Annotated in this window: 10 protein-coding genes; 9 read left to right on the top strand and 1 reads right to left on the bottom strand. The window is 68.5% G+C overall.

Annotated elements, in window-relative coordinates; genetic code table 11:
* The first annotated feature begins 1 nt into the window (after position 1).
* The gene (locus I7X43_RS07950) at positions 2 to 901 is read left to right on the top strand and encodes a LysR family transcriptional regulator (RefSeq protein ID WP_375140388.1); all 900 of its coding nucleotides are present in this window, start codon (positions 2 to 4) and stop codon (positions 899 to 901) included.
* Positions 902 to 997: 96 nt separating this feature from the next.
* On the opposite strand, the gene I7X43_RS07945 is transcribed toward I7X43_RS07950, so the two are convergent.
* Positions 998 to 1,996, bottom strand: coding sequence for a zinc-dependent alcohol dehydrogenase family protein (locus tag I7X43_RS07945; RefSeq protein ID WP_198100407.1), 999 nt, complete (start codon positions 1,994 to 1,996; stop codon positions 998 to 1,000).
* A 138-nt stretch (positions 1,997 to 2,134) separates the two neighbouring features.
* On the opposite strand from I7X43_RS07945, the gene I7X43_RS07940 reads away from it, so the two are divergent.
* The 8 genes from I7X43_RS07940 to I7X43_RS07905 all read left to right on the top strand — a co-directional run bounded on the left by I7X43_RS07940 (position 2,135) and on the right by I7X43_RS07905 (position 12,891).
* Positions 2,135 to 3,046, top strand: a complete 912-nt coding sequence (locus I7X43_RS07940; RefSeq protein WP_198100406.1) for a LysR family transcriptional regulator — start codon at positions 2,135 to 2,137, stop codon at positions 3,044 to 3,046.
* Between the two features lie 109 nt (positions 3,047 to 3,155).
* Positions 3,156 to 5,189: a S9 family peptidase gene (locus I7X43_RS07935; RefSeq protein ID WP_198100405.1), complete on the top strand. Its 2,034-nt coding sequence runs from the start codon at positions 3,156 to 3,158 to the stop codon at positions 5,187 to 5,189.
* A gap of 80 nt (positions 5,190 to 5,269) precedes the next feature.
* The gene (locus tag I7X43_RS07930) at positions 5,270 to 6,100 is read left to right on the top strand and encodes a crotonase/enoyl-CoA hydratase family protein (protein WP_246480278.1); all 831 of its coding nucleotides are present in this window, start codon (positions 5,270 to 5,272) and stop codon (positions 6,098 to 6,100) included.
* A 75-nt stretch (positions 6,101 to 6,175) separates the two neighbouring features.
* A complete protein-coding gene (locus I7X43_RS07925; RefSeq protein ID WP_198100404.1) occupies positions 6,176 to 8,128 on the top strand; it encodes an acyl CoA:acetate/3-ketoacid CoA transferase in 1,953 nt (650 codons plus the stop codon).
* Positions 8,129 to 8,212: 84 nt separating this feature from the next.
* Entirely contained in the window at positions 8,213 to 8,845 is a 633-nt protein-coding gene (gene kynB, locus I7X43_RS07920) for an arylformamidase (protein WP_198100403.1), read from the top strand.
* 4 nt (positions 8,846 to 8,849) lie between these two features.
* Entirely contained in the window at positions 8,850 to 10,130 is a 1,281-nt protein-coding gene (gene kynU, locus I7X43_RS07915) for a kynureninase (RefSeq protein WP_198100402.1), read from the top strand.
* The gene (gene kynA, locus I7X43_RS07910; RefSeq protein ID WP_198100401.1) at positions 10,130 to 10,984 is read left to right on the top strand and encodes a tryptophan 2,3-dioxygenase; all 855 of its coding nucleotides are present in this window, start codon (positions 10,130 to 10,132) and stop codon (positions 10,982 to 10,984) included. The genes kynU and kynA overlap by 1 nt, the downstream gene beginning before the upstream one ends.
* A gap of 95 nt (positions 10,985 to 11,079) precedes the next feature.
* Positions 11,080 to 12,891: an aminopeptidase P family protein gene (locus tag I7X43_RS07905; protein ID WP_198100701.1), complete on the top strand. Its 1,812-nt coding sequence runs from the start codon at positions 11,080 to 11,082 to the stop codon at positions 12,889 to 12,891.
* Positions 12,892 to 13,220 lie beyond the last annotated feature (329 nt).

Raw genomic sequence — 13,220 nt, 5'->3', positions numbered from 1 at the left:
TATGAGCATTCCGGCCCGAACCCTGGAATTCCGTCACCTGCGCTGCTTCATGGCCCTGGCCGACGAGCTGCACTTCGGCCGCGCCGCCCAGCGGCTGGCGATGTCCCAACCCCCGCTTTCGGTCGCCATCCAGCAGTTGGAGGCCAGCGTCGGCGCCCGGCTCTTTGAGCGCGACAGCAAGGGCGTGCGCCTCACCCCCGCCGGTGAGGCCTTTCGGCCCGGGGCCCTGGCGTTGCTGGACGGTGCCGAGCAGGCCTGCGCCCTGGCCCGCGAGGTGCAGGCCGGCGAGGTTGGCCGCCTGCGCCTGGGTTTTGTGGGCTCCACCCTGCACCACGGGCTCTCCCACTGGCTGCAGGCTTTTCAGGCCCGGCACCCGCGCGTGGAGGTGGTGGTGGTGGAGCTGAACTCACAAGACCAGATCGACGCCCTGCTCAAGGACGAGCTGGACCTCGCCCTCATTCACACCGACCGCCTGCCCCCCGGCCTCACCAGCCAACCGCTCTACGCGGAACCGTTTTTGGCCTGCCTGCCCGCCGCTCATCCGGCGGCGGAGGCGGCCGAGATCACCCTGGCCTCCCTGGCCGACCACCCGTTCATCCTCTTCTCCCGCAAGGGCTCACCGGATTACCACGCCCGCATCATCGAAATCTGCCGCGCCCACGGCTTCTACCCCCGCCTGCAGCACGAAGGGCGCCACTGGCTCTCGGTGGTCTCGCTGGTCGCCCAGGGTCTCGGCGTCTCCATCGTCCCCGCAGCATTTGCGCGCGCCGGCATCCCCGGCGTGGTGTTCAAACGCCTGACCGAAGCGCTCGAACCCTCGGCGGTGTTCGCGGCCTGGCGGCGCGAGGGAGATGGGGTCTTGCGGGAGCAGTTTTTGGCGGCGTGGCGTATCGGGGCCTGAGGGCGCACGCGGGGGGTGCTGACAGTGGGCCACGGCGCTGTGCTCTGCAAGCGACTCGAAACCACCCGCCAGCCCCCTCGCCAAGGGGCCGCACGCTCAGCCGTGCGCCGGCGTGATCAAGATCTTGCCCTGCCGCTCGTCCGCCGTTGCGGCGGTGATCGCTTCCTGGATCTGCGCCACGTCATAGGTCGCCTGGATGGGCGTGCGGAGCTTGCCGGCGGCGATCAGCCCGGCCAACTCGGTCAGTAGCGCGTACTGTGTGGCCTGCGGTGTAGTGCGGAACCAGCGGGCCAGCCAGAACCCTTTGAGGGTCACGTCGCGAAACACCAGTTCGCGCGGCGACACGGTGCAGGCCTCGCCACCGAGTGCCCCGTAGTTCACGATGGTTGCGCTCTCGGCCAGAGCGCCGGCGAGTCGCATCGTGGCCTTGCCGCCCACGGCATCGATGCCCAGCCGGATCTCGGCGCCGCCCGTGGCGGCCTTCACGCGCTCGGCGAGATCGTCGCCGTCGACCAGCACCACGTCACCCCCCTGCGCCTGCACACCGGCCACGGCCGATTCGCGGCGCACGATGTTCACCGTCTTCAGCCCGCGCAATTTGGCCAGCTGCACCACGTAGCTGCCCACACCGGAGTTGGCGCTGTTCTGGATCACCCAGTCGCCCGGTTGCAGGGCCACAAACTCGCTCAGCAGCAGGGACGCCGTGGGCGGGTTCACCGTGAGCATGGCCAGTTGCTGGGGGTCAGCTTCGTTGGGCAATGGGATCAATCGGGCCGCGGGGGCCACCACATGGGTGGCCCAGGTGCCGGCACCGGCGGGCAGCAACACGGTCTGCCCGATGGCGGGGCCTTGCGTGTCGGGCCCCAGCTCTACCACGCGGCCCACGCCCTCACTGCCCCCCACGGCGGGCAACGGCGGCAACAGGCCGTACTGGCCGGTCAGCATCAAGACATCGCTCGGGTTGATCGGCGCAGCCAGCACGGCCACCAGGGCCTGGCCCTGGGACAACACGGGGCGCTCGAACGGCACGGGGGCGATCACCGCTTGCGGGATCGGGCCGCGTTCGGCGTATTGGGCTTTGAGCATCGTGGTCATGTCGGGTTCCTTGGCGCCGTGTGGCGAGTGGCTGTCGATGGGTTGAATGCTAGGGAAGACTCGTTCAAGACGGAATACGGCGTATTCGGCAAAATCTTTTGTCAAATCAGCAAATTTGAGCCGCCAAAGGGCCGAGCGATGGACAAACTGCGCGCACTGAATTACCTCGTCAGGGTGGCGGACACCCTCAGCTTCTCCCGCGCCGCCAAGGCGTTCGGGGTGCCGGCCTCGTCGATCTCGCGCCGCATCTCCGACCTGGAGGCCGAGTTGGGCGTTGAACTGCTGCATCGCACCACGCGCACGGTGCGGCTGACCGAACTTGGTGCGCTTTACGTGGAGCAAGTCCGCGCCGGCATGGCCCAACTGCACGACGCCGAAGAGCTGGTTGGCCAGCGCAGCAGCACCCCCAGTGGCACCCTGCGCATCAGCGCCATGCCCAGCTACGGCCAACTGCTGCTGATGCCCGCGTTGCAAGAGTTCTCAGAGCGCTACCCGGATATCCTGCTGGACGTGCACCTGAGCGATTCCCTGGTGGACCTGGGGCGTGACCAAATCGACATCGCCATCCGCGGCGGCCGCCAGCCGCAAGACCGGGTGGTGGCGCGTCGGCTCGACCCCAACCGCTTCATCCTGGCCGCATCGCCCACCTACCTACAAGCGATGGGCACCCCGCGCACCCTCGACGACCTGACATCCCATCGCGCCCTGATGTACCGCGGCCCGAACGCCGTGATCAAGTGGCAAGGGCTGGACGAAGACGGTTGGCGCGAACTGCCCGTCACGCCGGCCTTCATCAGCAACGATGGCGCCAGCCTGATCGCGATGGCCTGCCGGCACCGCGGCTTGGTGCTGCTGTCGGAGTGGGGTTTGGAGCGCCACCTGCGCACCGGCGAGTTGGTCCCCGTCACGCTCGATCAGCCGGTGTCCGTCGGCCGCGGTGTGGAGTCGGGGATCTATTTGCTCTACCTGCAGACGCGCTACCAAATCCCAAAGGTGCGGGTGGCGGTGGAGTTCTTGGTGCAACGCCTGGGTGCCGCGGCCGAGACGTGAAGCGTACGGCTCGATGATCTTGGCCACCCGCCGCCAATCGCAACATCCAGCGCCACGGGAGACCACCGAACCTGCCAAACTGCGCGGCTCATCCCTTTGAGGCCCTGCCATGCCGCGCACCGTCACGCCCGCCGCCCCCTTTGATGTCAACGCCCTGTGGGCCCTCGCCCGCATTGGCGAGCCCTCGCTGAGCCCGGATGGGGCGCAGGCCGTGGCCGCGGTGACGCGCTACGACATGGAGGCGAACAAGGCCCAGAGCAGCCTGTGGCTCTTCTCCACGCTCGGGGGTGAGCCGCGGCGCCTGACCGAGGCGGGCGAGAAGGACAGCGCCCCGCAATGGAGCCCGACCGGGGAGCGCATCGCCTTCATGGCCAAGCGCGAACAAGGCGGCAGCAAGGACGAAGAACCGCAGCTCTACCTGATCGCCCCGGATGGCGGCGAGGCCCAGCGCGCCGCCACGGTGGCGACAGGGGTCGAGGCCTTCCGCTGGTTCCCGGACGGCCAGCGCATTGCCTTCATCTCCTGGGTCTGGCCCGGCCTGCGCGGGGCCAAGGCACAAGCCGAGGCGCTTGCGGCCTTCAAGGCGCGCAAGACCTCTGCCTATGTGACGGACGAGCTGATGTACCGCCACTGGGACCACCACATCCCCATGGGCCGCGTGCCGCACCTGCATGTGCTGGACCTGCGCACCGGTCGCGTGCGCGACCTGATGGAAGGCTCCGAGCATTCGCTGGACTGGAAAGAACCCGGCGCGCACAGTTTTGACATCAGCCCCGATGGTCGGCGCATCGTGTTCGCGTTCGACCCCGCCGAAGAAAAGCGCAGTGAAAACTGCTTTGCGCTGGGTGAAATCGACGTCAAAACCGGCGCGCTGCGCACGCTGTTGCAGGTCGCGGGCTGGGACTTCGACGCGCCCCGGCACAGCCACGCGGGCCGCCACCTGGCCTTCATCGCCAGTGAGCGGGGGCGCAGCCACACGGCACCCGCGCAGCTGGCTGTGCTGGACGACCGGGGCCAGTGGGCGGTGCTGAGCAGCGAGTGGGACCGCGAAGTCACCGCTCCGCTGCGCTGGCGGGAAGACGACCTGGCCTTGCGCTTCATGGCCGAGGAGCACGGCCGCCAGCACCTCTGGGAATGGGCGCTACCAGCCTCCGCGGGCGAGCCCGCCGTGCTCTTCGAAGGGGGGCACGCGGCGAGCTTTGATGCTCAGGCGGGCGTGGTGGTGGTGCTGCACGACAGCGTGCAGTTCCCGCCCCGCCTGTCGGTACTCGGCGAGCAAGGCCCCGAGCGCATGGAGGCCCTGAACGATGCCGCGCTGGCCGCCCACCGCTTCGGCGCCCACGAAGAGGTGTGGGTTGACGGCGCCGAGGGCGACCCGGTTCAGATGTGGCTGGTCTACCCGCCGGACTTCGACAAGAAAAAAAAGTGGCCGGCGCTGCAGGTCATCCACGGCGGGCCGCACACCGCCTTTGGGGACAGCTGGCACTGGCGCTGGAACCACCAGGTGTTCGCCAATGCCGGTCAGGTGGTGGCCTGCGTGAACTACCACGGCTCCTCCAGCTTCGGCAACGCCTTTAAGAGCAGCATCAACGCCCGCTGGGGCCAGTTGGAGCTGCAAGACGTGGAGGCCGGCACCGACTGGCTGCTGCGGCAGCGCTGGATCGACAAGAAACGCATCTGCGCCAGTGGCGGCAGCTACGGTGGCTACATGGTGGCCTGGATGAACGGCCACACCGGCCGCGGCGTGGCGCCAGGGCGCTATCAGGCCTACATCTGCCACGCAGGCTGCTTTGACTGGCAGGGCATGTTCGCCACCGACGGCTACACCTGGTTCCCGCAGGAACTGGGCGCCGCTTACTGGGAGGACCCGGCCAAGGTGGATGCCCAATCGCCCCACGCCGTGGTGCAGCACGCCGTCACGCCCACGTTGGTGATCCACGGCCAACTCGATTACCGCGTGCCCGACGCCCAGGGTCTGGCCTACTACAACACCCTCAAAGCCCGCGGTGTGCCGGCCCGCCTCGTGTGGTTCCCGGACGAAAACCACTGGGTGCTCAAACCGCGCAACAGCCAGCTTTGGTACGGTGAGTTCCTGGCTTGGGTGGAGCGCTACACCACCGGCAAAGCCCGCATGGGGGCTTGAGAGCTGCCCCCAGGAAAGCGGCCGCCATCGACCCGCCCGCACGGGATGATGGCGCCGCCCCAGTCCCCTGAGGATCCCCCATGACCGAGCCCACCCTGCCCCCCTTTGAGACCCTGGCGCTGCGCCTGGACGGCGCCGTCGCCGTGTTGAGCCTGAACCGGCCCGACAAGGCCAATGCCATGAACTGGCCGATGTGGCAGGAGTTGCGGGCTGCCGCCCAATGGGCCGATCGCACGCCCGAGGTGCGGGCGCTGGTGCTGCGCGCCGAGGGGCCGCATTTCACCGCGGGCATCGACCTCAAGATGATGATGGGCCTGCAACAGCAAATCCAAGACGACTGCGAAGCCCGCGTGCGCGAGAAGCTGCACGGCCTCATCTTGGAGCTGCAAGACTGCCTGAGCGCGCTGGAGCGCTGCCGCAAACCCATCCTCGCCGCCGTGCACGGCGCCTGCCTGGGCGGCGGCGTGGACCTGTTGTGCTGCACCGACCTGCGCTACTGCAGCGCCGACGCCCACTTCGCCATCAAAGAGATCGACATCGGCATGGTCGCCGACGTGGGCACGCTGCAGCGCCTGCCCAAGCTGATCGGCCACCAAGGCTTGGTGCGGGAGCTGGCCTACACCGGGCGCGAGATGGCGGCCCCCGAAGCCCTGCAGTGCGGCTGGGTGACGCGCGTGTTCGATGACCGCGAAGCGCTCGACGCTGGGGTGCTGGCGCTGGCCCAGCAAATCGCAGCCAAATCCCCGCTGGCCGTGCGCGGCAGCAAACAGGCCCTGAACTACGCCCGCGACCACAGCGTGGCCGATGGCTTGCAGCAAATTGCCAGTTGGAATGCTGGCCTGCTACTGTCTGAGGACCTGATGAAGGCCTTGATGGCGGGGCGCGGCGCGCCGCCCCAATTCCGGGACTGAGCCACGTCAAGGGCGGCGGTCCACCCGGCCGCTAAGCTGGGCCCACCGGCGGATTCCCCCGCCTTTGGAGCCCCCATGCCCCACACACCGCGTGAACTCTTGGAGGGCTTGCGTGCCTACGAAGGCGGCAAGCTGGTCACGGCCGACGAGGCCCTGGCCTTGGTGCGCGACGGGGACACCGTGGCCACGAGTGGCTTTGTGGGCATTGGCTTTGCCGAAACCCTGGCGCTGGCGCTGGAGCGGCGGTATCTATCCACGGGCCAGCCGCGCAACCTGCGCCTGGTGTATGCCGCGGGCCAAGGAGACGGGGGCGAGCGCGGGCTCAACCACTTGGGCCACGCGGGCCTGGTGGCCCAGGTGATTGGCGGGCATTGGGGCTTGGTGCCCAAGCTGCAGCAGCTGGCCGTGGCCGGCGAGATCGAGGCCTGGAACCTGCCGCAAGGGGTCATCACCCACCTGTACCGCGACATCGCCGCGCACCGCCCGGGCCACCTGACGCGCGTGGGCCTCGGCACCTTTGTGGACCCGCTGCACGGCGGCGGAAAACTCAACGAGCGCACGCAAGAGACCCTGGTCGAGCGCATGACGCTGGCCGGCGAGGAGTTGCTGCTTTACAAGACTTTTCCCATCCACGTCGCGCTGATTCGCGCCACCACGGCAGACCTGGACGGCAACCTCACGCTGGAGCGTGAAGCGCTGACGCTGGAAACCCTCTCCCTGGCCATGGCGGTGCACAACAGCGGCGGCATCGTCATCGCCCAAGTGGAGCAGGTGGCCGAGCGCGGCAGCCTGCACCCGCGGGAGGTCAAGGTGCCGGGCGTGTTGGTCGACTGCGTGGTCCGGGCCGAGCGGGCGGAGGAGCACCTGCAGACCTTTGCCACGCCCTACTCCGCGGCCTTTGCCGGCCACCTGCGCGTGCCCCTGACGCAACTCACGCCGCTGCCCCCCGGCGCCCGCAAGGTGATCGCCCGCCGCGCAGCGCTGGAGTTGCGCGCCGGGGAGTTGGTGAACCTCGGGATCGGCGTGCCCGAAGGCGTGGCCGCCGTGGCGGCCGAGGAGCGAGTGATTGACCTGATCACCCTCAGCACCGAGCCTGGCGTGATTGGCGGCATCCCGGCCGGGGGTTTGAACTTTGGCGCGGCGGTCAACACGCAGGCCGTCATTGACCAGCCCTACCAGTTCGACCTCTACGACGGCGGCGGCCTGGATCTGGCGGTTTTGGGCCTGGCGCAGTGCGATGCCGAGGGCAACGTGAACGTCAGCCGCTTTGGGTCGCGCCTGGCGGGCGCGGGGGGCTTCATCAACATCTCGCAGGCGGCCAAGCGCCTGGTGTTCACCGGGCAGTTTGGGGGCGATGGCGTGCGCAAATTTGTGCGCGCCGTGGAGCACCGAACCTTCAGCGGGCCGCATGCGGCGGCGCGCGGCCAGCCGGTGCTGTACGTGACCGAGCGCTGCGTGTTGCGCCTCACCCCCACGGGCTTGGAGCTGATCGAAGTCGCCCCGGGCCTGGATGTGGAACGGGACGTCCTGGCCCTGATGGACTTTCGCCCGGCCCTCAGCCCCGATCTGCGCCCCATGGAGGCCGCACTCTTCGCCCCCGAGCCCCTCGCCCTGCGCGAGCGCTTGCTGCGCCGTCCGTTGGCGCAGCGCCTGGTGTTCGATGCCCAGCACGGCGTGTTGTTCCTGGACCTGTCGCACCTTCAGATCCGCACCCTTGAGGACTTGGCGGCCCTTCAGACCGCAATTGAAGCCAAGCTCGAAACCCTTTCCCAGCGGGTGGACGGCGTCGTCAACTACGAAGGCTTTGAACTCGCGCCCGAGCTCGCCGAGCCCTACACCGCCTTTGTGGCCCGGGTGGCGCAGCAGCATTACCGCCGCATCACGCGCTACGGCCAATCGGCCTTTGTGCGGGCCCAGTTGCTGCCGGACTTGGCGCGACAGGGCTTGGCCAGCGAATGGACCAATGGCTTGGCTGCCAATCGCGACGATGCACTCAGGATCCTGCACACCACACCGCTTGGCGGGTAACGCAGCTTCAGAGACGATAAGGCGCGTGCGGTGTCAGATTTAACCGACACCACGCCCCCTCAACCCTCGCTATGGTGCGCGCCCATGCCAAAACGCCGCCTTTGGGATCTCTCCCCGCCTGTCAGCGCCGATGCCCCCATCTTCCCGGGGGACCAACCCTTTGCGCTCGAATGGACCGCGCGCCGCTCACCGCAATGTCCGGTGAACCTGAGCGCCGTCACCACCAGCCCGCACGTGGGCGCCCATGCCGACGCCCCCCTGCACTACGCCGACGGCGCCCCAGCCATTGACGCGGTCGATCTGGACGCCTACCTGGGCCCCTGCCGGGTGATTCACGCCATCGGTGTGGGCGCGCTGATTCGCCCCGAGCATCTGGCCCATGCCAGTGTGGACCTGCCGCCGCGCGTGCTGGTACGCACCGCCCAGCAAGCCGACCGCGTCTGGCGCGAGGACTTCACGGCCTACGCGCCCGAAACCCTCGCCTGGCTGGCCGAGCGCGGCGTGCGCTTGGTGGGCATCGACACCGCCTCGGTGGACCCGGCGATCAGCAAAACCCTGGATGCCCATCAGCAGCTGCGCGCGCATGATCTGCGGGTGCTGGAAAACCTGGTGCTCGACGAGGTGCCCGAGGGCGACTACGAGCTAATTGCCCTGCCGCTGCGCTGGGTGGGGGCCTGTGCCTCCCCGGTGCGTGCGGTGCTGCGTTCTTTGGAGTGATGCCATGACCCGTGATGACGCCTTGCAACTCGATGCACAGGACCCCCTGGCCCCCTTGCATGAGCTGTTCCAACTGCCCGAGGGCAAGATTTACCTGGACGGCAACTCGCTGGGCGCCCTGCCCAAAGCCACGGCCGAGCGTGTGCGCCGCGCCATCGAGCAGGAGTGGGGCAGCGACCTGATCGAGAGCTGGAACAAGGCCGGCTGGATCGACGCCCCGCGCCGCCTGGGCGACAAGCTGGCCCCGCTGGTGGGCGCCCGCACCGGCGAGGTGCTGGTGGCGGACTCGACCTCCATCAACCTTTACAAGGTGCTGCACGCCGCGCTCTCGCTGCAACAAGGCCAGCGCAAAAAGGTGGTGAGCGAGCGCAGCAACTTCCCCACCGACCTCTACATCGCGGACTCTGTGGTGCGCGCCCATGGGGGTGAGTTGGTGCTGGTGGATACGCCCGACGAAATCCCCGCCCACCTGGACGAGCGCTGCGCCGTGCTGATGCTGACCCACGTGCACTACCGCACCGGGCGCATGCACGACATGGCCCTGCTCACGCGCTGGGCGCAGCAGGCCGGCGCGCTCACCATCTGGGACCTGGCCCACAGTGCCGGCGCTGTGCCCGTGGATTTGCTGGGCAGCGCGGCGGACTTCGCCGTGGGCTGTGGCTACAAGTACCTGAATGGCGGCCCCGGCGCCCCAGCCTTTGTGTGGGTGCACCCGCGCCACCATGGGCTGAGCTACCAGCCCCTGTCGGGCTGGCTGGGCCATGCCCAGCCCTTTGCCTTCAGCCCCTTCTACCAACCCGCGGCCGGCATCCAGCAATACCAATGCGGCACGCCCGCGGTGCTGGCCATGACGGCGCTGGAATCGGGCCTTGAGGTGTTTGAACAGGCGCAAAAGCTCGGCGGCATGGCCGCGCTGCGCAGCAAGTCGCTGGCGCTGACCCAGCTCTTCATGGACGAGGTCGAGGCCCGCGTGCCGCAGGCGCGCATCGTCACGCCCAAGGAAAGCGCCCAACGGGGCAGCCAGGTCTCCTTGGCCTTGAATGGCGACCTCAGCGGCGCCGCCTACGCGGTGATGCAGGCGCTGATCGCCCGCGGCGTGGTGGGCGACTTCCGCGCCGGCGACCCGCGCCGCCTGGAGGCCGAGCCGCACCTGCTGCGCTTTGGCTTCACCCCGCTCTACACCCGCTTTGCGGATGCGTTTGACGCCGTCACGCAGTTGGCCGACATCCTGGCCACCGAGGCCTGGCGCGCCCCCGAATTCCAAAAACAAAACAAGGTGACTTGATGAGCTGCCCGCACGCCCCCAAACCCGAAGACATCGTCCACGAGGAGCGGGCGCAGCTCGATTTCTCGCAGGCCATGAGCTATGGCGACTACCTGGGCTTGGATCAGGTGCTGAGCGCGCAAAAGCCGCTCTCGCCCGCGCACGACGAAATGCTCTTCATCGTGCAGCACCAGACCAGCGAGCTCTGGATGAAGCTCGCCCTGCACGAGTTGCAAGCCGCCACCACCTGCGTGGCCGAAGACCGCCTGCCCGAAGCCTTCAAGATGCTGGCCCGCGTGAGCCGCATCTTTGAGCAACTGGTCCATGCGTGGGACGTGCTGTCTACCATGACGCCCACCGAGTACAGCGCCATCCGGCCCTACCTCGGCCCGAGCAGTGGGTTTCAGAGCTTCCAGTACCGCCAGATCGAGTTCATGCTGGGCAACAAAAACGCGGCCATGCTCAAGCCGCACGCCCACCACGCCGAGCGCTTGGCCGCCGTGCAAGCCGCGTTTGAAGCGCCCTCGCTGTACGACCAGACCCTGCGCCTCATGGCCCGCCGGGGGCTGGCCCTGCCCAGCGCCGCCACGGAGCGCGACTGGACCCAGCCCTACGCCGCGCAAGAGGGTGTCAAAGCCGCGTGGCTGCAGGTCTACCGCGAGCCGCAGCAGCACTGGGACCTGTACCAAATGGGCGAGGAGCTGATGGACCTGGAAGACGCGTTCCGGCTCTGGCGCTTCCGCCACGTCACCACCGTCGAGCGCGTCATCGGCTTCAAGCGCGGCACCGGGGGCACCTCGGGCGTGGGTTATCTGCGCAAGATGCTGGACGTGGTGCTGTTCCCCGAGCTCTGGGCGCTGCGCACCGAGCTCTGAGCAGGGCGTCACAGCGACCAAGCCCATGACGGATGGCGAGCCCGCCGTCCCCGGCCACAATCGTGGGTTGCTTGACCCCAGCCTACGGACTGCCCATGGACACCCGCACCTCCCCCGTGACCCAACGCCTGGCCGAACTGCGCCTGGCCCTGGCCCGCACCGGCTGCCAGGCCCTGCTCGTGCCCTCGGCCGACCCCCACCTGTCTGAATACCTGCCCGAGCGCTGGCAGGCGCGGCAGTGGTTGTCCGGTTTCACGGGTTCCGTCGCCACCCTGGTCGTGACCGAGCGCAGCGCCGTACTGTTTGCCGACAGCCGCTACTGGACGCAGGCCGAGGCCGAGCTGGCCGGCAGCGGCATCGAACTGGTGCGCGTGCCCACCGCCGCACCGAGCTATGTCATCGAGTGGCTGACGCAACACCTGAGCTCCGGCCACAAGCTCGCCGTGGACACCCACGTGCTTGGCCTCGCGTTTGCCCAAGCCCTGCTCAAGGCCCTGACCGCCCAGGGCATCGCCCTCGTGCACGACCAAAGTGCGCTCGAAAGCATCTGGCCCGACCGCCCCGGCCTGCCCACCGCCCCCGTGGTGGCGCTGGACGCCCCCTGGGTGGACCGCACGCGCACCGACAAGCTGGGTGAACTGCGCGCCGCCATGAAGAAGACCGGCGCCACGCACCACCTGATCTCCACCGTGGACGATCTGGCCTGGACGCTGAACTTGCGCGGCAGCGACGTGGACTACAACCCCGTCTTCATCGGCCACCTGCTGGTGGACACGCAGCAGGCCCAGCTCTTCATGGCCGAAGGCAAGGTGGACGCCGCCCTGAACGCCCAGCTCGCCGCCGAGGGCGTGCACCTGCGCCCCTACGAACAAGCCACGGTCGTGCTGGCCGCCCTGCCCGCCGGCAGCACCGTGCTGCTCGACCCCAAGCGCGTGACCTACGGCGTGCGCAACAGCCTGCCCCAGGCCGTGCGCGTGGTCGAAGCCATCAACCCCAGCACCCAGGCCAAGAGCCGCAAGAGCGCCGCCGACGCCGCCCACGTGCGCGACGCCATGGAACGCGACGGCGCCGCCCTGTGCGAGTTCTATGCCGAGTTTGAAGCCGCTCTGGCCGCGGGCGAGGCCTGGACCGAACTGACCGTGGACGAGCGCATGACCGCCGCCCGCGCCCGCCAACCCGGGTTCAAAGGCCTCTCCTTCGCCACCATCGCCGGCTGGCAAGCCAACGGCGCCCTGCCCCACTACCGCGCCACGCCGGAAAGCCACGCGGCCCTGGGCACCAATGGCCTCTTGCTGATCGACTCCGGCGGCCAATACCTGGCCGGCACCACCGACATCACCCGCGTCTGGGCGCTGGGCGAAGTCACCGCGGAGCAAAAGGCCGACTACACCCGCGTGCTGCGCGGCACCATTGCGCTCTCCCGCACCTGCTTCCCGCGCGGCACCCTGGGCCCCATGCTGGACGCCATCGCCCGCGCACCGCTTTGGGAAGCCGGCCTGGACTACGGCCACGGCACCGGCCACGGCGTGGGCTACTACCTCGGCGTACACGAAGGCCCGCAGAACATCTCCAAAGGCCTGCCCGACCCCAGCATGGCCATGGAGCCCGGCATGATCACCTCCATCGAGCCCGGCCTCTACCGCCCCGGCCAGTGGGGCGTGCGCATCGAAAACCTCGTGCTCAACGTGCCGCTGCCAACCGCGGAGAACGGCGCCTTTGGCGAGATGCTGGCGTTTGAGACGCTCACCCTCTGCCCCATCGACACCCGCCCCATCGAGCGCAGCCTGCTTCAAGCGCACGAGATCGACTGGCTCAACCGCTACCACGCCACCGTGCGCGAGCGCCTGCTGCCCCGCGTCAGCGGCGCCGCCAAAGACTGGCTGCTGCGCCGCACCGAAGCCATCTAAAGGCCAGCGGCGCTTGGCATCGAATGTGTAACAAGCGCCGCTTTTGCCGGAAGTTTTAGTGCCGGATGGCACCACAGCCCAACCACGGAAAACATCCGATGGATCCAGGACTTCAAGCAGCAACGATGCACCCGATTCGGGGCACAGGCGCCGTGATAAGCGGCGGGCTGATGAGCCCTACAACACGTTGAACTAAACCGCAGACGCGGTGGCTGCCTCAGAGGGGCGGTCACCGCGTTTGGCTTTGGGGTTTTGGCTTGTGCGGGGCCCGCAGAGTGGCCAGTCTTGGGGCTGGGGAATGTTCCTCAGCACACCAGGAGTGGGTCATG

It is taken from the genome of Inhella gelatinilytica (assembly GCF_016093295.1).
GTDB classification, from domain to species: Bacteria; Pseudomonadota; Gammaproteobacteria; order Burkholderiales; family Burkholderiaceae_C; genus Inhella; species Inhella gelatinilytica.
Note: the sequence above shows the minus strand (reverse complement) of the source record. Positions and strands in the feature narration are given on the sequence as shown.